Raw genomic sequence first — 25,356 nt, 5'->3', positions numbered from 1 at the left:
ATCAGACTCCTTCAATTGTTTTCGAGTTATTCTGACTGTCGCCGTGTATTAAGTTTGCTGTTGTTATACTGTCTTCAACTTGTTGAATACGCACAAAGACTTTGACCCACATTTGTACTATCTGCAGCAGGCACTCCATGCACTCAGTGGCATCTGTCATTTGGGTAACAGCAATGTCACCTTGTGTTGCCCCCATCACAAGTGCTGATTTAACTTTGTGGTGTTCTTTGTCGAGTAAGTCAAACTGAAGACTTAGCGCATCGCTACTATCAAATTGTCTCCAACGCACCATACGCATGAACTCGTTAGTTACCGATAGATAGTTAAGCAGTTGACCTTCCAGCTCAGCCTTAGTGAGGACATCCCGACGCCTGCTCACTGCAGAAATAGCGAGTGCCTTTTGCGCGCTAGATAGCATGTAGTGCTCTACTCGCATGAGCGAGGCCAATGCTTTTGTGGTTTCTTCACTTAAAGCTGCACGCTCTACGTCTACAATAAATTGCGATATGTGTTGGCATAGCGCCTCAACGCCATGTATGTCGTTTTCAACAGCAGTTATTTCACTACTTTGTTGAGAAAATAGTTTGGGGTAAACATGTAAAAAGCGGTCAGATACTGACAACAATTCTAAGATGAGCGCGTTTACTGCCAGGTCAGGGGTTTGAGCAATATTTTTGTCCAAATGCTTAGGTTTTGAGGCCTCTTCTTCAAGAGACACAAACCGCTGCTCAAGAAAGCTTGCAAGCTTGTCGTTCAGAGGAAAGATAAGTGCCACACCCAGCAAATTAAACAGTGTATGGAAAATGGCTAAGGTGATTCCTGGGTCAGCGTCTATTTCTGCAACCGCCGTTACCCAATGAATTAGCCCAAACAATAGCGGTAAAATAAGCGCAGCCACAACGGCGGTCGCTACGTTAAACACAACTTGTGCAGCGGCAACGCGCTTCGCGCTAGAGGTAGCGCCAATTGACGCGAACATAGCCGTAGAGGTTGTGCCTATATTTGCACCAATAACCATTGCGCCGGCGGCATAAATACCCACCATGCCTGAAGTTGCCGCGGTGATGGTAAGCGCGATAGATGCACTAGATGACTGGGTTAGCACAGTCATTACAAAGCCAATCACTAGGTACATAAGAAAACCTTCAACGCCTTCAGCTTTAAACTGACTAAGATCAAAGGTACTTACTATTCCTTCAAAGGCTGTTTTTAAACTGTCTATCCCTACAAAGAAAAGGCCAAAGCCGGCGATGGCGATACCGACTGACGCTAAACGGCTATTGGGCTTTAATAACTTCAGGATCATGCCTACGCCTATCATAGGCAAAGCAACGGCCTGAATATTTAATTTAAAGCCTACCATTGCGACAAGCCAGCCTGTCATGGTGGTGCCGATGTTGGCGCCGTACACTATACCTAAGGCATGGCGCATACTCAGTAAACCGGCGTTAACAAAGCCTAAAGATGCCACGGTGACTGCACTTGAGGACTGCACCAAAGCGGTCATTGCCGCACCCGACACCACGCCTCTAAATGGCGTTTTGCTCCATTTAGCGAGCAATGTGCGCAGCGCATTACCTGCTGCCAATTTGAGCCCGTCAGTCATCATTCCGATGGCAAGTAAGAACAGACCTAACCCACCAATTATACTACCCAGCAGTACGACACTTTCCATCTACCAGCCTCTTTGCTTTATTCATCGCCGACCATTCGCTATTTCTGATCATTTCTCCTGAGCACTTCGCCAATAAATAAAAGTCGCGGTTGGCGCTTCATACCTTCATAAAAGTATAGATAAGAGTACAATGCGCGTAAGTCTCATTGTTTGTTCTTGGTCAAACAATGAAGAAATATAGCAACGCAATGCACAGCCGTTCAGGGGCTCAACTTGATGATTGAGCACTCGGCAAATGAGTAATAAACCACGGCTACGCAACAAAAGGTGATGGAAGTGACAGAACGTATCAAAACGCTAGATGAATTCGCAAAGCATGTAGATTACTCTTTGCTCGACACGCTCAGTCCAGATCCACAAGCAACCCTTGATGGTAACGACCATGACCCGCGCCAAGTGTTCTCTGGTCACTATGTGCCGGTTACTCCGACCCCATTAACTGCACCGACATACATTGCGCACAGCAAAACGCTGTTTGCCGAATTAGGCTTAGACGACAGCTTGGCTACATCAAAAGATTTCACCCAGCTTTTTTCAGGTGATATGTCGGATGTACCTGCACCAATGAACCCCTTCGGTTGGGCAACTGGCTACGCACTTTCTATTTACGGTACGGAGTACACACAGCAGTGCCCGTTTAGAACAGGTAACGGCTACGGCGACGGCAGAGCAATCTCTATTGTTGAAGCAGTATTAAACGGCAAGCGTTGGGAAATGCAGTTAAAAGGTGCGGGTCGCACGCCTTATTGTCGCGGCGCAGACGGGCGCGCCGTATTGCGCTCAAGCGTGCGCGAATTTTTAGTGCAAGAACACATGCACGCCCTTGGCATTCCGACCTCACGTTCGCTGAGCTTGTTTATGTCTGAATCAGACACAGTAGACAGACCCTGGTATCGCGAAGGCTCTCATTCCTATGAACCTGAAGTGATGGTCGAAAATATCACGGCCATATCCACCCGCGTCGCCCCTTCCTTCTTGCGCGTTGGGCAAATTGAGCTTTTTGCTAGGCGTGCTCGCTGCAACGAACACAGCGAAGCGCTAAACGAACTAAAAGCCATTGTTAAGCACCTTATCAAGCGAGAGTACTCAAGTGAAATAGACACAACTGCGCCGTTTGAAGAGCAAGTGGTGACGCTGGCTAAGCTATTTAGAGGCCGATTAACTCACCTTGTATCTGAGTGGGTTCGCGTGGGTTACTGTCAGGGCAATTTTAATAGCGACAACTGCGCCGCAGGAGGATTTACTCTCGACTATGGGCCATTCGGCTTTTGTGAGTTTTTTGAAGCAGACTACCAACCTTGGACAGGCGGCGGTCGTCACTTCTCGTTTTTAAACCAGCCTATTGCTGCGCAAAAGAACTTTGATATGTTCTGTCGCTCACTGATGCCGCTACTTGAAGGCAACAGTGAACAGCTCTCTAAGCTTAACGATATTAACGACGGTTTTTCTGGCGTGATGGAACGCGCTATGGAGAGTATGTGGGCAACAAAGCTTGGCCTTGCGAGCTACGACCACGACTTGCTAATTAAGCTGCTGCAATTAATGCTGCGCACAGGCGTGGACTACAATCTGTTTTTCCGAGAGCTATCGTCAATGCCTGAAGATATGGCGAGCTTGACGAAAAGCTTTTACTACCCGCCTAAAGCAGAGGTTATGACAGAGTGGGAAGCATGGCTACAAACGTGGCGTGAGCGCATTGAAAAGGACGCCGAAGCACAAGGTAATGTAGCAAACGCTATTGCTGCTACTGCAGAGAATATGCGCAAAGCAAACCCTAAATTCACATGGCGCGAATGGCTTATTGTTCCTGCCTATAAAGCCGCCGAGAAAGGTGACTTTACCCAAATTCATGAACTACAGAAGATACTTACCGCGCCTTATGATGAGCAATCAAAAGAGGTAGAGAATAAGTACTACCAGCTGCGCCCACTTGAATTTTTCAGTGCTGGCGGTGTTGCACACTACAGCTGCTCTTCGTAACAAAGAGCAGCTTTATTTTAGTTTACTTACAAAGAGTCGATAGATTCACTAGGCTCAGTAAACCACACCGGGCCCTCGTCGGTCATATAAAAGTGATCTTCTAAGCGAATACCGAACTCGTTTGGTACTACGATCATAGGTTCGTTACTAAAACACATGCCAGATGCCAGCGGATGAGGATTGTCTTTGACTAAATACGGCCATTCGTGAATATCCATACCGATGCCGTGCCCGGTTCGATGGGGCAAGCCTGGTAAGTTATAATCTGGCCCTAAGCCGTCTTTTGCTAAGCTGTCTCGCGCGGCTTTATCAACATCGCCACAGGAAACACCAACTTTTGCAGCGTTAAATGCGGCAAGCTGCGCGCGCTTTTCGCTTTCCCATAATGCTCGTTGTTTATCGGTTGGCTCACCAAAACAATAGGTTCTCGTGATATCAGAGAGGTAGCCGTGCACCTTACAGCCAGTATCAATCAATACTAAGTCGTTTTTCTTTAATACCTGCGGGTCTTTAACGCCGTGGGGAAACGAGGTGGCTTTCCCAAAAAGCACAATGCAAAAATAGTTACCAGTGGCACCCACTTTCTTATGCGCATCGTTGATAAATGCTTCAACTTCAGTAGTAGTAATACCTTCATAAAGCATACTAGCAGTCGCTTTGTGCACAGCTAGGGTCATGTCCATAGCGCGTTGAATAAGCGCGAGTTCACTTTCAGATTTGTGCATGCGACAGTGTGCGGTTACCTCTGCACCATTGATAATTTGCCAAGATTGGCCAAGCATCTTGTTCAAACCATCTACGATAAAAAACTGGGTCGACTCATCCACACCCAGTTTATCGCCACCAGCGGTATTTAGTTTATCTAGCATAGCGATGACAAGCGCATATGGGCTCTCGTGCTCTTGCCAGCCAATTATATCGCCTCCCACTAATTTACGTTCGTTTAAAGAGTCGATTTCAAAGGTAGGAGCTAGATATACAAGGTCACCTTTTGCAGGCAAGAGCGCACCGACTAAACGCTCACTGGCGTACCACTGCATTCCGGTAAAATACGCTAAGTTAGTTCCAGCGTTTAAGTAAAGCGCACCAATGCCATTTTCCTGCATATAATGCTGCGCCTTGGCAATTCGGGCTTTGTATTCAGAGAGCTCTATGGGGCGCAGATCGCCTGTCATGTTTTGAAGGCTATCTAAAGCCTGCTGTGGTGTTTTTGTACCTATCATTTTGCCCATTTTTTTCGTCCCTACACTGGCATAAGGCTGATTGTCTATTGGAATGATCATCAGCCCGCCTTAAATATGAATTTATTAAAACGGGCTCACTGTACAACATTCAAAAGGAATGTCGAGATAACCAGAGCTGGCTAAACCTTTTGCACAGCGTACCTAAAGCTTTACTTTACAGAGCACTTTTCCACGCAGCTTCTGGAAGTAAGTACAAACCTTTCTCGCTTGATGCACCTTCATGCACAATATAGCCAATGCCCGCAGCCATCACGGCTAGGGTTACGTCAAAGGCATTAATACTGTCACCATAGCCCGCAGTTAAGTTAAACATAGAGCCGTCGGCTAGAAGATACAGTGTTTTATCGCCCAGTTTATAGGCATTTACATAAGGCATAGGCTCACTGTGAGTAGCGTTGTTTTTAAGGTAAGGCACATCAATTTCTTGGGCTACATGGCCTACATTTAGAATAAACGTTCCGTCTTTCATGTTGTCTAGGTGACTCGAATTCACCACGCCATACGCGCCAGTTGCTGTGGCAACAACGTCAGCTTGACTAGCCGCTTCATTTAAATCAACCACCGGCCAGCCGTCGTATTTCGCCTGAAGTGCTCTTGCTGGATCAAGTTCTGCAACTTGAACCTGTGCCCCGAACGCCTTAGCCGAGGCAGCAACGCCCTGCCCTACCAAACCATAACCAATAACAACCACTACTTTTTCGTGCAGAGTTAAATGTGTGGTTTGGAAAAAGGTTTGCCATGCGCTTAAGCCCACCATGTGCCTGTTGTGAAGCCCTTCTTTTACTGGTAAATCATCCCAGTTAAATATCGGGTAGTTTGGCGCCATACCATTTAAGCGGTTGATGCCAGAACCCGTTGCTTCTAGGCCCGATACAATACTCGGAACTCGCTTGTTTGCTTTTATATTTTCATGCAGTCGAGTAGTTAGGTCCGCCCCCATTTCACACAAATGGGTAGGCTGCCACGCCAGCGCTTTATCGAATGACTCAGACCAGTCAGCTTCGCTCATATCACGCCATGCATGGGCCGTTGCGCCTTTATCAACAAGGTAAGACACCACGTCATCTTGCACTGTAGTGGGGTTACACGTGGTAAGAAAAATGTCGCACCCTCGTGAAAGTAGCCCTTCAACCAAAGGCGCCATTTTCAAATCTAAATGCATGTTGCAAGCAAGTTTAACGTTCGACAGATCGGGAAGTGATGCAATGGCATTACGAGTGCGCGGCATATGAAGGCTAGCCCACGCCAACTCTGCTTGAAAATCTTGGTACATGAAAAGGATACTCTGAGAAGACAAAAACAGAATAATACGTGAGAATGTTGTATTTATAAATCAGCGAGGTACTTACTCTTATTTCCAACTACTTTTTTTATTTTCTTTGGTTCTTGGCCTTTTTCTTTATTGAACTCCTTCATTCCACAGCACCACCTTGTTTCGCCCGTTAGCTTTCGCTAAATACAAGGCTTGGTCTGATTCTTTAATCAATACATTGATATCCTCTTCGCCCGGAGAGGTGCCTGCCACGCCAATACTAACTGTCACTCGAAGCAATTTATTGATGTCGTGGGTAAACAGGTGCATGCGTAGGTTCTCTGCTATTTGCTTAGCGTACTGAGCGCGAGTATTAGGTAAGAATACTAAAAACTCTTCGCCGCCCCAGCGAAAGGTAATGTCAGAGCCCCTAACTTGTCCTTTAATTTCTTCAGCGACTTTTTTCAGCACCTTGTCACCCATGTCATGACCATATTTATCGTTGATACCTTTAAACCAATCAATATCAATAAGCATAACTGACATAACCTTATTGCTGCGCTTTCCCAGCTCCCAAATTGGGTATACCAAATCTTCAAAAGCACGCCGGTTATACAGCGAGGTAAGAGGGTCGAGCCTTGCATCGCGCTCTGCGTTTCTGCGTGCTTGCTGCACTTGTTTGTAGTTAAATGCCAGTGAGATAGATAGCAAAGACATTTCCAACACCATACCAATTTCAATGCCTCTGAATGCCCATTTCGAGTATGGAATAAGTCCCCACGTGGCCAAACTCGACACTGTTGCGCCACCCGTTCCGCACAAAATAGCGGGGAGGAAAAACTTAGCTAGGGTGTCGCCATTGCGATAGGCGAGTATTCCAATACACAGCATCCAAATAGCAATTGACGTGAGTACTACCAACTGTGACATCACCGCAAAAGAGCGATCTCCAATCAGAACAATGATTACCGCAAGCCCAACTAATACACCGTAAATGTACTTCCTAGACCGATAAAGCCTAGGCAAATAAACCTGGGTATTGAGAAACTCGATAGTGAATCTTACCGCGCTGAATAGATAAAAGAACATAAGCACTGGCATTAGCCATTGTTGGATGGATACCAACTCTGACCATACCCACCAAAAACCGTGACCGGTGTAGGTGAAGTTAAACACTAGAAACGACAAAAGATATAGTGAATAAAGCAGGTAACGCTGCTCTCTGAGATAAGAATATAAGACGAGGTTATATAGCAGCAGAATAATAAGCGAACCATATAACGCGCCATAAAAATACGCATTTTCCGTCGACTTACCTTTTGCCGCTCTGGGAGGTCCAACATAAATAGGGATAGTCATCGGGTCCTGAGACGCAAACCGGAAAATTACTAGCGTTTTGGGATGAGTAAACCGATAGAAAAGTAATGGCATCCGGGCATCTTCAAGACGAGCAGTATGGGCTTGGTTATCACCAAGTTTAACATGATGCTTTCTTTGGCCGTTTTCGAAAAAATAGACGTCGATATTGTCGAGCCACGCGTTATCTATTTCTATTTTGAGAGGAAGAAACGGAACCAATGTATGGCTTTGCTCAGCTATGCTATTAGCAAAACCTCTATAGTTATTTTTATCAATTTCTAGCACGCCCCAAACGGTGTTACTTGTAAACCCATAACTGACCTGCCTTCCAGTATTTTTAACTAAACTATTCTGCTGATATTTAGCAAAGATGGCTTCGGCAGATAGTGCACTACCATCCTCGTAATGCATCCAGAGCTTGTGATTAACTAGCTGCATCTTATTTTCAAATGCCGCTTCGTGCCCGTGAGCACCAGAAAACCCGCCCCATAGGCTGTGTGCTATTACCAAGCCAACAAAGAAAAGAAATGCTCTCATACATCAGTTCTTTCTAATAGGGGGTTCAGAGACAGGGCCGGCGATACAAAAGATCCACCCTTGCTAATATAAATATTAAATTACGCTTATTAACAAGGATTGTGAATAGGTTTATTGGCTAGAACACAATGTAACCGCTTTTTCTTTGGGTAATTACACATTTACTTTATGCATAGAAACAGAAGCTTGGCATACTATGGCTCTTTCTGCCTATTCACAAAGCAGCAATTTACTGTTCTATTTCGCAATTATACTTAAAGGCGTTCGTTCTTTTTATGCTTAGCTTTATTACCAGTACGCTTATTCCTGTATTGATCCTTCTTTTAATGGGTTGGCTTTTTTTCCGAATTAAGTGGCTTAATGAAGGGTTTATTGAAGCTGGCTCTAAGCTCGTATTTAACGTTGCGCTTCCTGCTCTACTGTTCTTATCAATTGCAAGAGCTGACTTTTCTAAAGCCGCCAACCTATCGCTTATAAGTGTGGGTGTGATGGGAACACTTTTTGTTTTTGCCGCGCTTATGATTGTTACGCATTTAACCGTGCATCCGTATAAAGCCAGAGGTGTAGTTGTACAAGGCGGTTTCAGAGCCAATATGGGCATTATTGGCTTAGCTTATTGTGCCAATACCTATGGGCAAGAAGGGCTCGCTGTAGCCTCGGTCTATATGGGATGTATTACCATCTTATTTAATATACTTTCGGTTTTTGTTCTGAACTTTTATCAAGGTACGTCACGGTCATTAATGGGCCAAATTACCGGCATGGCGAAAAACCCGTTGATCTTATCGATTGCCGCCGCCCTACCCTTCTCCTATTTCGAATGGCAGCTTCCAGATACCCTAGTTAAAACAGGGGAATATTTCGCTCAACTGACACTGCCACTTGCACTGATATGTACCGGTGCCTCACTGCAGTTCCGATCTTTTTCCAGTGACTGGTTTAATATCGTGCTTAGCACAACCAGTAAATGTGTGATTTACCCTACTATATTGGTTGCTCTCGCCTATGCTTTTGGTTTTAAAGGAATGGAGCTAGGCATTGTTCTACTTCTCGCCATTTCACCAACGGCTGCGGCAAGTTATGTCATGGTTAGGAACTTAGGTGGTGATTACCGTTTAGCGGCAAGCATTATCGCAGTCAGCACATTAGCATCTTTACCTATTACCGCTCTAGCCTTTGGGATACTGAGCAAGTTACATCTGGTGTAATACATAATCTCTTTTACTGTTTCCGCGACACTACTTTGCCAGAGCTTTTTTCGTCGCCTTTAAGGTGTCCAGACATAGAGCTGCTCGTTTAAAGTAATGACACTCAAAATCTATCTTACCAATTAATTTTATAAATTTACCAAAACGATGAATTGGTCCGCTCCATTCTTCTTTAACTTCTGTTATTGTGTTTATTACAAATTGTCATTTTTAAATAACAATATTTTTCCCCTACATCCGTTGTTGCCTGTTTTCATCAATGGCTATTTGACAACAAGGAAATAAATACAATGAACATTAAGAAATTTAGCCTTACCATGCTAGCTGTTAGTATCAGCCTGTCGTCTTTTGCTAGCGAAGCAAAAGCTCATCCTAACCTTATTCTTACCGAGCCTGGCGTAAAAAGAATGAGAGACAACTTGGGTGAAGTTCCTCTGTTTGATAAAAGCTTGGAAACCGTTAAGCAAGAAGTAGATGCCGAAATTGCTATGGGTATCGATACGCCCATTCCAAAAGACTTTTCAGGTGGCTACACCCACCAGCGCCATAAACAAAACTTCTTTATTGCGCAAAAAGCTGGCGTTCTTTATCAAGTGTTACAAGATGAAAAGTACGCCAAATATATTCGTGACATGTTGTTTCAATATGAAGCCATGTACAAAGACTCACCCCTTCACCCGCAAGAGCGCTCATATTCGCGGGGTAAATTATTCTGGCAATGCCTAAACGACAGCAATTGGCTGGTTTACATGAGCCAAGCTTATGATGCCATCTATGATTATTTGTCTGCTGATGAACGCAGAACGCTTGAGGACAATTTATTCCGTCCGTTTGCTGATTTCATTTCATTAGAAAACCCTCAATTTTTTAACCGCGTACATAATCACAGTACCTGGGGCATTGCTGCCGTTGGCATGATTGGCCTTGTTATGAACGATGAAGAGCTTATTCAACGCGCGCTTTATGGTATTGAGGACGATGGCTTAGAAGTGGGCGGTAAAGACAACGATGGCGGCACTATTAAAGTAGAGGGTCAGCGTAAGGGCTTTTTCGCTAATTTAGAAGAGCCCTTTTCTCCTGATGGCTACTATACCGAAGGCCCTTACTATCAGCGCTATGCAATGTATCCTTTCCTAATACTTGCACTGGCGATGGAGAACAATCGTCCAGACTTAAAAGTGCTACAGCATAAAGACAATGTGTTGTTAAAAGGCATCGATGCACTACTTAATTTGTCTGACGCAGACGGCGAATTCTTCCCACTTAACGATGCTCAAAAGGGCATGTCTTACAAGAAAGCCTCTTTGGTAACTGCAGTTGACCTCGCCTACTTTTATGGAGAGAAAGATCCTCGCTTGCTAAGCGTGGTAGAGAAACAAGGACAAGTGCTTCTTCAAGAGTCGGGGCTTGAAGCCGCTATTGATATTCGAGATGGCAAAGCAGTTCCCTTTGTAAAGTCTTCCGTGAATTTAAGTGATGGCCCGAACGGTGACCAAGGCGGCGTAGGGATTTTGCGATATGGCAATGAAGATCTAACGCTGGTGTTTAAGTATGCCGCGCAGGGTTTGAGTCATGGTCACTACGATAAGTTGTCGTTCTCTTTATACGAAAAAGGTGAGGAAGTTCTGCAAGATTATGGCCTAGCTCGCTTTGTAAATATTGGCCAAAAAGGCGGTGGTAACTATTTAAAAGAAAACTCCACGTGGGCTAAAACAACAATTGCGCATAATACCCTATCAATAAATGGCAAAAAGCATTTTGATGGGAAGTACGAGATTGCCAGCCAACATCACTCTGAGCTTTTCACTTTTAACGCAGAAGATGACAACGTAAAGGTGGTTAGTGCAACAGAAGAAAATGCCTACCCAGGTACGTTAATGCACCGCACTATGGCTGTGATTAAAGACGAAAACTTTGAAAAGCCGTTTGTACTAGACATTTTACGCGTTGATTCTGATAAGAAAAATCAATATGACCTGCCTTTCTATTACATGGGTCAGATAATTGATAAGAGCTTTACTCACGAGTCACCTACCACGTTATCACCATTTGGTGAAGACAATGGCTATCAACATTTATTTGTAGAGGGCAAAGGTAACGCGAGTAAAGGCAACACTAAGTTTCAGTGGCTCCAGCATGGCAAGTACTACACGCTGACTACGGTTACCAACGCTAAAGACGAGGTGTATTTGACTCGCATTGGCGCAAACGATCCCGACTTCAATCTACGTCGCGACGCAGCTATTACGCTAAGACGCAATGATACCCAAGACACTTTTTTTGTCTCTGTAGTAGAACCTCATGGTTCATACAGCCCAGTGAGTGAATCGTCGATTAACTCAAGAAGCAGTATTAAAAGCATTGAGGTTGTCTTTGATAACGATGCTTACACAGGTGTACGTATTACCGACGTGAAAGGCGGTACACAGCTATTTATCATCGCTAATCGCGATAATGATAGCAGTGCAAAGCACAAAGTTGAGATTGACGGTGAAAGCTATAGTTGGGTTGGCCCCTTTTACTATATGTAAATGCCGCTTCACACTAATATTAACGTAACCTGAAACAAAGCCTCGCACGAGGCTTTGCTTGTTTTAAATCCTGAACTTCAACTTTTAGATGTTTTTTTAACCATTAATATTGACCCCATGCCCCTAATCGTCAACACTCGATAGACAGTGTAAAGTTCATGGCGTTATGTTGAGTAGATGCCATTACCTACATGTGCTGTATGTCATTTTACCCAGACTGATCATTTTATCTTTAGCGACAGTTCTATAATATTTTTACTATACTGACTCCAGCCGTTGATTATTAATTGCACGTATAGTTTTTTTCGGAAAGTTGTGAATGTCTAAAACCACTGATGTTCGCAAAACTTCTCAAGCTTAAATGGATTTTAGAGAATTACATGTCGCAATTTTTTCAAACACTTCAGGCAAGAGTCATTATTCTCATTCTAATGATCGCTATCCCTGGCTTCATTGGCATCTCTTACGACGCATACGTGGAAAGAGAGCAGGCAATAAAGACTGCTGTTAGCCAAGCCGTAAATACGGCGAAAACTCACTCCAAAATACAAGCCAACCTCATTGAGGAGACGCGACATTTTCTAAAAAATTTAGCCCAATTCGACGCAGTGCAACAACCTAGTTCACCGCGGTGCAGTCGGTTCCTTGCTAACGTACTCAAAGTAAACAGTAATTATGTCAACCTCGGTGTACCAAGCGCAGATGGTGAATTATTATGTAATGCACGAGAGTTAAAACGTTCGGTAAATGTTTACGACCGCCCTTATATACAACAAGCTATCGCTACCCGTAAATTTTCAATCAGTGAATTTCAAGTAGACCGGGCGACGAATTTAACCAGTGTTAACTTTGCCTACCCCGTCATCAATCTAGATCAGGGGAGTTTAGTAGGCGTAGCCGTAGCTGTTATTTCCCTCGACTGGTGGAGTGAAATACTCTCTGAATCCTATCTGCCTGAAAATACGGTGGCCTATATAACCGATAGCGATAACAAAATTGTGGCAGCATTCCCCGCTAGGCAAGAACTGATAGGGACGCAACTAGAGATAGAGGGAAAGGGAAAATTAAATAAGAGCGAATATACGAACACAACATTAGATAGTACTGCTTTTCTGAGTGAAGACACTTATCAACGCGTTTATGTAACACACCCGCTATTTGATGATGGGCAGCACATCAGCATTACCATTGGTATTCCACTGAAACACACGTTCGAAGCTATTGATGCTAGGTTAACGACAACTACTCTTATACTGACGTTCATCGTCTTGTTCTTCATCGGTGTTTCAGTATGGCTAATACGAAGAAATGTTTTGCTACCCATAAAAAACCTTTTGCAGTCAACCAAAGCACTTGCCGAAGGTAAGGAAGTCAATGATTCATCAATGAAGGGCAGTATTGAACTCAAAAAGTTGCAGCAGCGCTTTTTACAGATGGCAAGAACGCGACTGGATGCAGAAAAAAAACTTATAGATAGTCAAATTTCGTTGCAGGAAAGTCGAGACATCTTAGCCAGTCACATAGAAAACACACCTTTGGGTTGTGTAACTTGGAACACTGACTTTATTTGCACCGATTGGAATAAGTCGGCTGAGACAATTTTTGGGTACAGTAAAGACGAAGCTATTGGCAAGCATGCATCTGAACTAGTTGTCCCTCTAGAATTGCGGCACGAAATAGACAGTGTCTTCGAATTGCTTGTTGAAGGCAAAAAGACTGTCCGTAAGGTGAACAACAACATTACTCGCCTTCTTGAAACCGTCACCTGCGAATGGTACAGCACACCTATTTTAGACTTCACTGGCAAAGTAATTAGCGTTGTATCTTTGGTTCAAGACGTTACAGTCAACAAACGTTTAGAAGATAAATTAAAACTTTCAGCGAGCGTCTTTTTTCACGCCAGAGAAGGCATTTTCATTACAGATGAAGACGCAAAAATTATCGACGTAAACAAAACCTTTGAAGAGATAACCGGCTACTCGCGAAGCGAAGTACTGGGCAATAAGCCCAGCATGTTTAAATCTGGAAAGCAGTCTTCGGAATTTTACAGAAACCTCTGGAAGTCAATTATCAATGAAGGTTATTGGGCTGGGGAGATCTGGAACAGACGAAAAAACCATGAAATATACGCTCAATTGTTAACCGTCAGTGCAGTAAGAGATGACAACGGCACCATCAAAAACTATATCGCGATTTTTAGCGATATTTCCGAAACAAAAGAACAGCAATATCGTCTCGAGCAGATGGCTCACTACGATGTCTTAACAAATCTGCCTAACCGCACGCTACTCGCTGAACGTCTAGATAGCGCCCTTACGCAATGTAAGACAAATAAGAATTATGCCGCGGTGGTAATGCTTGATTTAGACGGGTTCAAGAATATAAACGATAGTTTCGGACACAGTGTGGGGGACGAATTGCTTATTACTTTGGCTCATCGCTTAAAAAACAAACTAAACGCGGGAGACACCGTTTCCCGTTTTGGAGGAGATGAATTTGTAGCTGTACTTACTAACTTAAAACAAGCTCAAGATTTTGTTCCTATTGTAAAGAGCATGCTTGAAGCAGCCTCAACACCAGTTAAGTATGGTGAAAACGAACTTAAAGTCTCAGCAAGCATTGGGGTAACGGTTTACCCTAATGACGATACAGACGCTGAACAGCTGATTCGACATGCAGACCAAGCCATGTACTTGGCAAAACAGAAAGGTAAAAACTGTTTTCACCTTTTTGATATTGAATCAGAGGATGCTATCAAAACCCGTCATGAAGTGATTAAGAGTATAGGCAACGCGCTTAAAAACGATGAGTTTGAACTATACTACCAACCCAAAGTAAATATGCGCACCGGAGCAATCGTTGGCGTAGAAGCGTTGATACGCTGGGAACACCCAATACGCGGGCTTCTTTCACCGGCAGAGTTTTTACCCTTTATCGAAAATCACCCGCTTAGTATTGACGTTGGAGAATGGGTTATCGAAGAGTCATTGCGGCAGCATTATCAATGGAAACAATTAGGCATAGACATAAAAATTAGTGTGAATATCTCTGCATTGCAGATACAACAAAGAAACTTTCCAGTTCGTTTAGAACATTTACTTTCAAAAGTACCCGAAACACCATCTACAGCAATCCAGTTAGAAGTACTTGAAACCAGCAAACTATCTAATATTAAAAAAGTGTCTGAGATCATGGAGGACTGTGTAAAGCTTGGCGTTACTTTTGCCATTGATGATTTTGGAACGGGTTACTCCTCTTTAACTTACTTACGACGTCTGCCCGCCGAAGTGATTAAAATTGATCAGTCATTCGTTCGGGATATGTTAGAAGACTTAGAAGATAAAACGATTGTTACTGGTGTGATTGCGCTGGCTAATTCATTCAACCGCAGTGTTATCGCTGAAGGTGTGGAAAGTATTGCTCACGGAACATCACTGTTAGCATTGAATTGTGAGCTCGCACAAGGGTTTGGCATAGCCCGCCCCATGCACGCCGATTCCCTGCCAAGCTGGATGAAGCGATGGAAAACAAGCGAAGAGTGGATATAAGCGTTTGAAACACCATAGCCAAACCGCGCTGTGCTGGTGGCAGGCCTGTCGCATCTTGATTATCGATTTCGATAGTACCACTTGTTCTGTCTTCAAGGCTGGCAATCATGCGTAGTGAGGTTGACTTGCCGCAACCCGACGGCCCAACAAACACGATGAATTCACCATCTCAAATTTCTAAGGTCAACGATCTAATCATGTTAACGTCGCCGAAGCTCTTTGTAACTTGCCATAAGGTAATACTTCCCATTTTAAAGTTCTCCTACTTAACGGTGCCGAACCTTAAGTAACAGACGTCGCCCTAATCTGCTTCTATCTCACCCTCTTCAATGGCCACAACGCGACGTGCTTCAACGTAGGTTTTAATAGCCCAAAGTGTCTCTTGGTCTAAGATAGGATCGGTTTGACCTTCAGGAATACCGCCAAGTGCAGGCATGCCTTTCGCCGAGCCAAAACGCAAGCGCTCAACGAACCATTCGTCGTCTTCAAAGTTTTCTGGGTCGAGCTCACGAAGGTCTGGGTTTATTCCGCCAGACTGCGCGTGCAAGCCGTGACAACCTGCACAGTTATTTGCATAAGCTGATTCACCAAACTTGATGATCTTCGTTTTGGTTTCCTCATCAAGGCTTCGATATGGGTTTTCAAACACCCAGCCATTTTCAGACTCATCGCCATCAGTGATTGGCGGCATAGCTGAGCTATCTGCTCCTTGAGGGATAACATTTCCATGTGCAAGCACGTGGCCAGACAAGCCAGTTACCACGAGCGCAGCAAACAACATCGATATTTTTGTTTTCATAATTCATACATCCTCAAAAGACTATGAATTAAGTATACGTACGAGGAAATAAGGGGTAACTCTACTTTGGTTTTGAAAGGCTCCTCCTTTGGTAGGAGGCCACAATGATAGCCACTGAAAGCGCAAGCTTTACAACTGCTGCTTCAGCGTTAGTGCTAAAGTCAGAGTCGAAATAACGCCCATAAGAATGATGAAGACTTACCTTGCCAACAGGTAAATGAATAGGTGAAGAAAAATGGCCAGCGCACGCAGGCGCTGGCCATGTATTAATCACTATTTACTGCTCAGCAGTGATTAGTTTTTTGCCACCTGCTGATAGCGCTTGGGCAATTTAAACGTCCACACGGTGCCGCCTTGGTTGAAGTGCTTCACGCGTTTTGCAACTTCACCGCCCCATAATGGCACTGCGCCGCCCCATCCAGATAGTACAGAGATGTACTGCTCACCATCCATTTCCCATGTCACTGGAGAGCCAACAATACCTGAGCCAGTTTGGAACTTGTAAACCATTTCGCCAGTTTTGTCGTCAAAGGCCATAAGATAACCTTCAGGGTTACCGGTCCAAACCAAACCCCCACCTGTAGTTAACACGCCGCCCCAAAGTGGAGAGAAGTTGTTATAGCGCCATACGGTTTTACCTGTTTTGGGGTCAATCGCTTTAAGTACGCCGATAAAGTCCTCATTCACTGATTTAATGGTGAAACCAGCACCTAGGTACGCTGCACCTTTCTTGTAAGAGGTAGGCTCGTTCCAGATATCCATTTCCCATTCGTTTGAAGGCACATAAAAGAGTTCAGTATCCTTTGAATAGGCCATTGGCATCCAGTTTTTACCACCTAAGAACGCAGGACGCGCTACGACCTGTGCACCTTGTTTACCATCAGCTGATTGCGCTGGGCTTCCTGGGCGATTTTCTTCAATGTAGATAGGTCGACCTTTTTCATCCAGTCCCTTTGCCCAGTTTAATTTATCAACAAACGGGAAGCCGCGGATAAAGTCACCGTTTTCACGGTTAAGGACGTAGAAAAAGCCGTTTCTGTCGGCAGTTGCCGCCGCTTTCACTGTCTTGCCGTTTTCCTGGTAGTCAAACGAGATAAGCTCGTTTACGCCATCGAAGTCCCAGCCATCGTGTGGTGTGGTTTGGAAGTGCCACACAATTTTTCCGGTATTAGGGTCGATAGCTAAGCGCGACGACGAGAAGTAGTTATCGCCCGGACGTAGGTGAGAGTTCCACGGTGCAGGGTTACCCGTACCGAAGAATAGCAAGCCTGTATCTGAGTCGTAAGTACCACCTAGCCACGTTGCTGCGCCGCCGGTTTTCCATAAATCAGCAGGCCATGTTTTACCTGGCGCGCCGCCTGAAATACCATTCTCGGTTTTCTTACCGTCTTTCCATAAGTACCCCATGTGCCCTTCAACGGTGGGTCTAACCCATAGCTGTTTGCCAGACTTCGCGTCGTAAGCATACACTTTACCGACGATACCGAACTCACCACCGGAAATCCCTGTAATGACTTTTCCGTCAACAACGATAGGCGCCGCAGTAATGGCGTAGCCCGCTCGGTAGTCTTCAACTTTTTTCTTCCAAACGGTTTTGCCCGTGTCTTTATCCAGTGCTACTAGCTTGGCATCCAAGGTGCCAAATATGACCAGGTTATCGTAAAGCGCAACGCCACGGTTTATCACGTCACAGCAAGGCATAATGCCGTCTGGCAAACGCGCTTCATATTGCCATAGCTCTTCACCAGTTCTCGCATCAATGGCCCACACTCGAGAGTAAGATCCGGTTACATACATCACGCCATCTTTTACCAGAGGCTGCGATTCTTGACCCCGCTGCTTTTCACCACCTAATGAGAACGCCCACACAGGACGTACTTCTTCTACTGTATCGCGGTTAATGGCAGTTAGCGGGCTATAGCGCTGAGCTTTCAAGCCCATTCCATACGTTACTATGTCATCAGTGGTAACGTGGTCATTTTGAATATCTTTATCGGTGACAACAGCATGGACAGGAGTTAACGCACTTGCACAAACCAGCATAGATAGGGCAAGTTTTTTAATTGGCATATTATTATTCATAACGGTTCCTAGTTGCATGTAGGCCATAAATGGTCTGTTTCAGACTATTCGTTAGGATTAGCATAGCTAGGGGGGATGTCGATGCCTATGCAACAGCGGAGTGATTTGACTCCTCCTTTAGGAGGAGGAATGAAGGGCTATTTTCCCTTTTGATTAACGCCTTTACGCTTTCACGTCTTTTTAAAGAAATGCGTTCTTCCAATACTGATAGCAGTGCTTAAGATAATAAAGCTGATGGCCACAGAAGTATTGCCTAAAGTGCTTTCGTTCTGAACGCTATCGTTCAGAGTGCGCTTATTCTGAAAGCTCTTGCCCCGCAAAATAGGGCGGCATCTCATAAATGGTTTTGTATTTCTCAAATAACCGTTGCATATCACCCTCTACCACCATTCGCGTAATTACATCACCAATTTCATAGCCTAGTGCGCGATAATTAGTATGAACAGCAAGTCCTATATCCCACTTTTGCTTTCCAATAAGCGGAAACGCGTTGCTTGCAAGGCGATATTGCTCATTATCAACAAACTGACTGAGGTAGGATATTTGCGAGCGCAATCCCATTACTGCTCCGACGGTTCCCGCTTTCATCGCGTCAAACGCTTCTGCGTTTGAGCTATAGTGCGATGTTTTTTCTCGCAATCGGCCGCCAAACGCTGACGTTAAGTAAAAGTGGGGAATGCTGTCTATTTCCGCACCAATCGTGTGATATTGAAACATGCCCATGGTTTCCACTTCGGGCAAGGTGTGCGTGTTGTGAATGATTTGCCAGCTTTCACGCTGATAGGGGGCAAACATATGAACAAGCTCATTAACCAACAAGCCCACGTCGTCACGTTTTTGAGAAAAGCTTGGGTCGTAAGGCGCGCGCATCATCACATCAGCCTTAATGCGATGAATTATATGGCCCTTCCATAGGTAATTTCTGAAATCGTCCTCTGTCGTTTCACCTGGTGTCATCCATATCAGTTCTAGATCAACATCAAGGGCGCTCGCGATTTCACGGGCGATATCAATATCAATACCTGTGGGGCCGTCGTTTTCAATAAATGAAAATGGAGGATAGTCGGTGTACACCGCAATTCTAATTAAACCGCTGTCTTTAATATCGTCTAACGATCTTGCTTCCCCGAACGCAGAAAGCGCAGAAACCGTTATCAGGCAGAGTAAAATGAAAATAACTCGAAAAGGTTTAACTAACTGCACAGCTTACCCACTTATTCAATCGAACTTCTTAAGCATACTAAGGGGTTAGCGTGATTTTACTAATGCTACTTTAGCGCCATAGCATTCCTCCTTTAGGAGGATGTTCTTCGGGAAAATTGCCATATACCCTTATGTCAGACAAACAGATATCAGCAAAAGCATCAGCTGAACTCGGGGTGGTATATGGCAAAGGGTGTAAAAAGCACGGTTGAAAGACGATTAACCGGTAAGCGCTATCAAAAGTGTGTAGCGTCACTTTTTTGCTGCGTTCTGTTGTCGTTTTTAAACAGCGCGCTCGCGTTTAATGAAGCGCAACTTTCACAGGCTCAACAAGCTACACCACAGGCCTCTTTTGCCACTGTCCCGGTTATTTACGTAAAAGTTGCAGGCAGATCTCCACCAGGCACACCAGACTATTTAAAGTCCCCCAGCAATGAGGGGACAGCTGGCGCAAGTGTGGCGATAAAAGATGTCAATATCACGGGAAAATTTCTTGGTTATCAGTTTGAGTTAACTGAAATCAGTGTGCCTTCTATCAGCGAACTGCAAGCTTCTTTAGCTAAAACACGCCAGCACTCTGCTTCAGGTGCTAACGCAAATCACGAAGAAATAAGCAGCAATCAGCAAGGCAACATTGCACCCGTTGTACTACTGGACATGCGAAGCAGTGATAAGGTAAAGGCTACCTCAATTGAGCAGTTGATTGCCACTATTCAAAGCACGCTTCCTAAAGCCGTATTTTTTAACGTAGCTAATAGCGATGATTTGCTGAGACAAAATTCATGTCGCCTGCCCTTGTTTCATACAATCCCCAGTTATCAGATGAAAGCCGACGCGCTAGCCCAGTGGTTTCGCACTAAGCGTATTGACGAGATATTTGCAGTTTACGGAAAAACCGCTGACGATGCTGCATACCTAGCCGCGTTCAAACGCAGCGCTAAGAAATTCAAGCTTTCACTTGTTGAAACTAAACAGTGGCAGGACAGTTTTGATTTACGCAGGGCTGCCTTTGCTGAAATTCCTCAATTTACGCGAACAACCGAAACCTATCAGGCTGTTTTTACCGCCGATAGCGCGGCGCAATTCGCGTATAGCCTACCCTTTAACACCTATTATCCCGTACCTGTGGTAGGCGCTGCCGGCCTAAAAGCACTAGGTTGGCACTTTACCCACGAACAATGGGGCGCCCGTCAGCTTCAAAGCCGTTTTAACGATACGTTTAACAGACACATGAGTGAAGTCGACTTCGCCGCGTATCTTGCAGTAACTGCGGTGGCAAATGCTGCGCAGCAAGGAAGCGATTTAACGCAGCAGGGAATACTTAAAACCTTGCTTAGCGACCACTACACGCTGGGTGCCTATAAAGGTCGCCCTCTTTCTATTCGCCCCTACACCCACCAATTTCGTCAGCTTATTGCGCTGGCCCACGAAGACGCACTGGTGACTCATGCGCCCCTTGAAGGCTTTCTGCACCAAACCAACGAACTGGACACATTAGGCGCAACACACACTACCTGTAAGGACAAGTTATGAGCTATCGCTTTGCACTCTTGCTTGGCAGTTTAATGGCAGCCTTTGCCTTTGCACTTCCTCAAGCCTTTGCACTTCCTCAAGCGTATGTCACTAACGAAAAAGACAACACGCTATCTGTCATTGATATGACGACATTTGATGTGGTTGAAACTATCGAGGTTGGAGAGCGCCCCCGAGGGTTTATTTTAAGTGCAGACCAGTCCCACGCGTATATCTGTGCCTCTGATGCTGATCGCATTCAAATTATGGATTTGTCTACCCATTCCATAGTCGGCGATCTTCCCTCAGGTGCAGATCCTGAAACCATAGCATTACATCCTAACGGCACCACTATTTACACAGCTAATGAAGACGATGCCCTTCTTACCGTTATCGACATTCCAACGGCTCAGGTCATTTCTCAGATAGATGTAGGCGTAGAGCCTGAGGGGCTAGCTGTGAGTCACGATGGCAGCATGATGGTAGTTACATCAGAAACCACTAACATGGTGCATTGGATAGATACCAAAACGCACGAAAATATTGCAAATAGCTTGGTTGATGCAAGACCCAGAGATGCTCACTTTACTAAAGATGACAAGTACCTTTGGGTAAGCTCGGAAATAGGTGGCACCGTCAGTATTTTCGATACTGCTACCAAGCAAAAAGTGAAGACCCTTTCCTTTGCCATTAAAGGCGTTTATCGCGACAAGGTTCAGCCAGTGGGTATTGTGCTTATGAAAGATAAGCCCTACGCCTTCGTGGCGCTTGGCCCAGCGAACCGCATAGCGGTCATCAATACCGATACCTTTGAAGTGGAAGACTACATTTTAGTTGGGCGACGAGTGTGGCAATTAGCGTTTAATCAAGATCAGTCTTTATTGCTGACCACTAACGGTGTGAGCGGTGATGTTTCTGTCATCAATACCCACACGTTAAACGTAGAGCATACGGTAAAAGTGGGGCGTTACCCTTGGGGCGTGGCGGTTAAATGGAAATAGCGGTTCAGGCGGTTTCACATCAGTACGGCGGCCATCACGCGCTGGACAATGTAAGCCTTTGCCTAAAACCAGGCTTAACCATGCTACTTGGACCAAATGGCGCAGGCAAAAGTACCTTATTTGCGCTTATTACGGGCCTTCAAAAACTCACGCAAGGTAGTATTACCTTTGATGGTGCTACCCTGTCTCAATCTCGCACAAGTATTATGGCGAAAATGGGCGTGGTATTTCAGCAAAGTACCTTAGATATCGACTTATCAGTAAAACAAAATTTGTCCTACTTTGCTTCGCTCCACGGCATAACTACCGCTAGCGCGCTATCTCATATTCAAGGCCTGCTCGACGAGCTCGATCTTACGAGTAAGCTCAACACAAAAATTAGAAACTTAAATGGCGGGCACAGACGTCGGGTCGAGTTAGCTCGCTGCCTTATTCACAAGCCATCCTTGCTGCTATTAGACGAGCCTACCGTTGGCTTAGACATAGAATCCCGTCATCTTATTTTGCGGGTAGTACAAGCACTCGCTCATTCCCAAAACGTAAGTGTACTGTGGGCCACGCATTTATTTGAAGAAGTGAAGCACAACAACAACTTGATAGTCTTATCAAAAGGACGAGTGTTAGCCCACGACCAATGTGAAGCCTTGTTAGCCAAGTATCATCAACAGGATATTGAGCAGCTTTGGCAGCATTTGATGCAGGAAGGCTCCTGATGTATTGGCGCTGTTTTGTGGGCGTACTTACCCGAGAGATGCTGAAGTTCTGGCAGCAACGTACACGCCTGTTAAGTGCATTGGTGCGCCCGCTGCTTTGGCTATTTGTTTTTGCCGCAGGGTTTCGTTCGGCCCTGGGTCTTTCAATGACCGAGCCTTACGAGAGTTACATTTTATACGAAGAGTATATTGTACCCGGGCTTGCCGCCATGATTGTGCTTTTTAATAGTATGCAAAGTTCATTGTCCATGGTGTACGACAGAGAAATGGGCAGCATGAAAGTACTGCTGTTAAGCCCGGTTCCCCGTCCTTTTCTGCTAGCCAGCAAGCTTATAGCCAACACCTTGGTAAGCGCTATTCAGGTGTACATCTTCTTTGCCTTTGCGCTTTTACTGGATGTACGCCTATCTGCGTTGGGATACGTTTATGCGTTGCCTGTTATTGCGCTACTGTCATTGTTTTTAGGTTCGTTAGGATTATTACTGGCAAACTATATTAAGCAGCTAGAGAACTTTGCCGGGGTCATGAACTTTGTCATTTTCCCATTGTTCTTTCTATCAAGCGCCCTATACCCGCTTTGGAAAATGCGTGAGGCTAGCGAATGGCTGTATCAGATTTGCGCCTTTAACCCCTTTAGTAGCGGCGTAGAATTACTGCGATTTGCGCTCTATGAAAAACTCGAACACAACGCGCTAGCCGTTGTACTTTGTCTTACGGCTATCACTTTTATTTTCGCTGTGAGAAGCTTTCGCCCCAAAGCCTCAAAAGGGCGCTTCTTGTGATAAAAGCAAACCTAATCTGGGCTAATGAAAGCAATAAAGTTGAAGCGTTAGACGACAGTGACTGCTTACTTATTTTAACTACGCCCGAGTTATTAGCGAGCCAACTATTTCACTTTTCAACACCCGCTAAGACATACATTGAGCAGGTTTTTGACGATGAAGGCTTTGCAGGAAATAAAGGCGAATGCGTATTCGTACAAGGCCTTAAGGCGTTTAAAACAAGTTACATCCCAGACACTGAAAACAGCGGAAAAAACAAAATTAGCCAACAATTAGCTGAAGTAAAACGGGTGCTGTTTTATGGTGTCGATTTTGCGCTTTTTGAAGCGTCAGATGCACCCAACATCTCTAGCCGTGCCTCGACTTTATCTAAAACTAATGCCCCCTCCATCGTTAACCGCTCAAGCTACGCTAGCGATTCAAATTCTGCGTTTAATTCAAAAAGCAGCAGTGACTTGAGCCAAAATGACGCGCCAGCATTTCGCTACCTAGAACAGCAGTTCGATGCATTATTTAACAAGCTTAAAAGCGTGTCGGTAACCTTGGAAAAACTGTCGTTTATGGCGCTTTCTAGCACTGAAACAGTAAGCAGCGACCCTGTTAACACCATTGCGAGCCACTCACAGTTTCTGAGTGCACTACTTAGAAGCTATTTCAAGCACGGCTATCACTTTAAGGGCTATAAGACGAATAATCGTTCGGTTTCTAGCAGTCGAGCCCGCGATGGCAACAACAACGCAAATAGTGTTGAAAAAAACGCCGCAACTAATGAAGCAATTAACCAAGCAATTGATATTAGGGGCACGCTGTCTCTTGCATTAGATGCCAAACACTTTACTAACGCGCAAAAGCGTCTCGTTTCACACACTATGCGCTATGAATCAGCCCTTAATGACGCGATGACCTGGGCTAAAGATCTCGCCCACATGCCAGCCAACTTATGTACGCCAGATTATCTGGCCGAACAAGCTCAGAATCTGGCGCAAACCTTTAATACGGTGTCTTGCGATATCCTCAATGAAAGTACGCTAAAGCAGTTAGGCATGAACGGGTATTTAGCGGTAAATGCAGGTTCACAGTTTGCTGCCACCATGCCCATTCTTCGCTACACAGCCAAAGGTTTAGAGAATTCACCGCCAGTAGTGTTAATTGGCAAAGGTGTAACCTTTGACAGCGGCGGCATAACGTTAAAACGCAGCCCTGATATGCGCCATATGATTTACGACATGGCAGGCGCTGGCTGTGTATTGGGCGTCATTCAGGCGGTTGCCACACTGGGGTTAAATATAAATATTATTGGTATTGTGGCGAGCGCTGATAATGCGATTGATGGCAAAGCCTATCGCCCGGGTGACATCATTACTATGCACTCAGGGAAAACCGTGGAAGTCATGAGCACCGATGCAGAAGGGCGTATGCTTATGGCCGATGCAATCAGCTACGCGAAGCAGTTCTCCCCCTCGGTTATTATTGATATTGCAACCCTAACCGGCGCGACCATTAGCGCACTGGGGCACGAAGCCACTGCACTTTTTAGCAACGCTCCAGCGCTTGAAAGTGCGTTAGTTGAAGCGGGTGAACTGGCTAACGACAGGTGCTGGCCTTTCCCACTTTGGCCAGAATATCAAGACGCCATTACCTCTCAGCACGCGGATATGATGAATACGGGTATAAACTCTCCCGGTGCTATTTCGGCAGGCTGCTTTCTCTCTCGCTTTGCTGACGGCACGCCGTGGGCTCACCTCGATGTAGCAGGAACCGCTTTTACCTACACCAAATCGTTATCGGCGACCGGCCGCCCTATTCCTTTGCTGTTATCTTACTTAAGCAGCTGCGCAATCAAAAATAATCAATAAATCATCAAAATTCATGACAGTTCTCCTCCCTTAGGAGGATATCTGTTAACACATATTCAACATATACTCAGTCA

At 45.0% G+C, this 25,356-nt stretch carries 17 protein-coding genes and 1 pseudogene; 9 read left to right on the top strand and 9 right to left on the bottom strand.

Annotation, left to right across the window (positions count from 1 at the left end):
• Position 1: 1 nt before the first annotated feature.
• Positions 2-1,675, bottom strand: a complete 1,674-nt coding sequence (locus V7R55_RS00390) for a Na/Pi cotransporter family protein (RefSeq protein ID WP_334056392.1) — start codon at positions 1,673-1,675, stop codon at positions 2-4.
• Positions 1,676-1,945: 270 nt separating this feature from the next.
• Here V7R55_RS00390 and V7R55_RS00385 point away from each other — a divergent pair, with 270 nt between their 5' ends.
• Positions 1,946-3,655: a protein adenylyltransferase SelO gene (locus tag V7R55_RS00385; protein WP_438823562.1), complete on the top strand. Its 1,710-nt coding sequence runs from the start codon at positions 1,946-1,948 to the stop codon at positions 3,653-3,655.
• Between the two features lie 26 nt (positions 3,656-3,681).
• Here V7R55_RS00385 and V7R55_RS00380 read toward each other — a convergent pair whose 3' ends face one another.
• The 3 genes from V7R55_RS00380 to V7R55_RS00370 form a co-directional block, all read right to left on the bottom strand.
• Positions 3,682-4,887, bottom strand: a complete 1,206-nt coding sequence (locus tag V7R55_RS00380; protein ID WP_334057120.1) for a M24 family metallopeptidase — start codon at positions 4,885-4,887, stop codon at positions 3,682-3,684.
• 166 nt (positions 4,888-5,053) lie between these two features.
• Entirely contained in the window at positions 5,054-6,172 is a 1,119-nt protein-coding gene (locus tag V7R55_RS00375) for an adenosylhomocysteinase (RefSeq protein ID WP_334056390.1), read from the bottom strand.
• A 126-nt stretch (positions 6,173-6,298) separates the two neighbouring features.
• Positions 6,299-8,047, bottom strand: coding sequence for a sensor domain-containing diguanylate cyclase (locus tag V7R55_RS00370; protein WP_334056389.1), 1,749 nt, complete (start codon positions 8,045-8,047; stop codon positions 6,299-6,301).
• Positions 8,048-8,322: 275 nt separating this feature from the next.
• Here V7R55_RS00370 and V7R55_RS00365 point away from each other — a divergent pair, with 275 nt between their 5' ends.
• The 3 genes from V7R55_RS00365 (at position 8,323) to V7R55_RS00355 (ending at position 15,334) form a co-directional block, all read left to right on the top strand.
• Positions 8,323-9,255: an AEC family transporter gene (locus V7R55_RS00365; RefSeq protein WP_334056388.1), complete on the top strand. Its 933-nt coding sequence runs from the start codon at positions 8,323-8,325 to the stop codon at positions 9,253-9,255.
• A 290-nt stretch (positions 9,256-9,545) separates the two neighbouring features.
• On the top strand, positions 9,546-11,786 hold the full coding sequence (locus V7R55_RS00360; RefSeq protein ID WP_334056387.1) for an alginate lyase family protein: 2,241 nt from the start codon (positions 9,546-9,548) through the stop codon (positions 11,784-11,786).
• Positions 11,787-12,166: 380 nt separating this feature from the next.
• Entirely contained in the window at positions 12,167-15,334 is a 3,168-nt protein-coding gene (locus V7R55_RS00355) for a bifunctional diguanylate cyclase/phosphodiesterase (protein WP_334056386.1), read from the top strand.
• A gap of 1 nt (position 15,335) precedes the next feature.
• Here the strand turns inward: V7R55_RS00355 and V7R55_RS00350 are convergent.
• The 5 genes and pseudogenes from V7R55_RS00350 to V7R55_RS00330 form a co-directional block, all read right to left on the bottom strand.
• A pseudogene (locus V7R55_RS00350) lies at positions 15,336-15,584 on the bottom strand (ATP-binding cassette domain-containing protein); the annotation flags it as partial.
• Positions 15,585-15,635: 51 nt separating this feature from the next.
• A complete protein-coding gene (gene pedF, locus V7R55_RS00345) occupies positions 15,636-16,133 on the bottom strand; it encodes a cytochrome c-550 PedF (RefSeq protein WP_334056385.1) in 498 nt (165 codons plus the stop codon).
• Between the two features lie 61 nt (positions 16,134-16,194).
• Entirely contained in the window at positions 16,195-16,407 is a 213-nt protein-coding gene (locus V7R55_RS00340) for a hypothetical protein (RefSeq protein ID WP_334056384.1), read from the bottom strand.
• 20 nt (positions 16,408-16,427) lie between these two features.
• Positions 16,428-18,215: a PQQ-dependent methanol/ethanol family dehydrogenase gene (locus tag V7R55_RS00335; RefSeq protein ID WP_334056383.1), complete on the bottom strand. Its 1,788-nt coding sequence runs from the start codon at positions 18,213-18,215 to the stop codon at positions 16,428-16,430.
• A gap of 294 nt (positions 18,216-18,509) precedes the next feature.
• The gene (locus tag V7R55_RS00330) at positions 18,510-19,418 is read right to left on the bottom strand and encodes a substrate-binding periplasmic protein (protein WP_334056382.1); all 909 of its coding nucleotides are present in this window, start codon (positions 19,416-19,418) and stop codon (positions 18,510-18,512) included.
• Positions 19,419-19,601: 183 nt separating this feature from the next.
• Between V7R55_RS00330 and V7R55_RS00325 the strand changes: the two genes are divergently transcribed.
• Genes V7R55_RS00325 through V7R55_RS00305 form a run of 5 tightly spaced genes read left to right on the top strand, consistent with a single transcriptional unit; the run spans position 19,602 to position 25,282 of the window.
• On the top strand, positions 19,602-20,951 hold the full coding sequence (locus V7R55_RS00325; RefSeq protein ID WP_334056381.1) for a hypothetical protein: 1,350 nt from the start codon (positions 19,602-19,604) through the stop codon (positions 20,949-20,951).
• Positions 20,948-21,931: a PQQ-dependent catabolism-associated beta-propeller protein gene (locus tag V7R55_RS00320; RefSeq protein ID WP_334056380.1), complete on the top strand. Its 984-nt coding sequence runs from the start codon at positions 20,948-20,950 to the stop codon at positions 21,929-21,931. Before V7R55_RS00325 ends, V7R55_RS00320 begins: the two co-directional genes overlap by 4 nt.
• A complete protein-coding gene (locus V7R55_RS00315; protein WP_334056379.1) occupies positions 21,922-22,644 on the top strand; it encodes an ATP-binding cassette domain-containing protein in 723 nt (240 codons plus the stop codon). The genes V7R55_RS00320 and V7R55_RS00315 overlap by 10 nt, the downstream gene beginning before the upstream one ends.
• Positions 22,644-23,426 carry an ABC transporter permease gene (locus V7R55_RS00310; RefSeq protein ID WP_334057119.1) on the top strand — a complete coding sequence of 261 codons (783 nt, stop codon included), beginning with the start codon at positions 22,644-22,646 and terminating at the stop codon, positions 23,424-23,426. Before V7R55_RS00315 ends, V7R55_RS00310 begins: the two co-directional genes overlap by 1 nt.
• On the top strand, positions 23,423-25,282 hold the full coding sequence (locus V7R55_RS00305) for a leucyl aminopeptidase (protein WP_334056378.1): 1,860 nt from the start codon (positions 23,423-23,425) through the stop codon (positions 25,280-25,282). The genes V7R55_RS00310 and V7R55_RS00305 overlap by 4 nt, the downstream gene beginning before the upstream one ends.
• Positions 25,283-25,356: the final 74 nt, after the last annotated feature.

It is taken from the genome of Alteromonas sp. S005, assembly GCF_036864475.1.
Lineage (GTDB): Bacteria > Pseudomonadota > Gammaproteobacteria > Enterobacterales > Alteromonadaceae > Alteromonas.
This window is presented reverse-complemented; position numbering and strand designations above follow the sequence as displayed.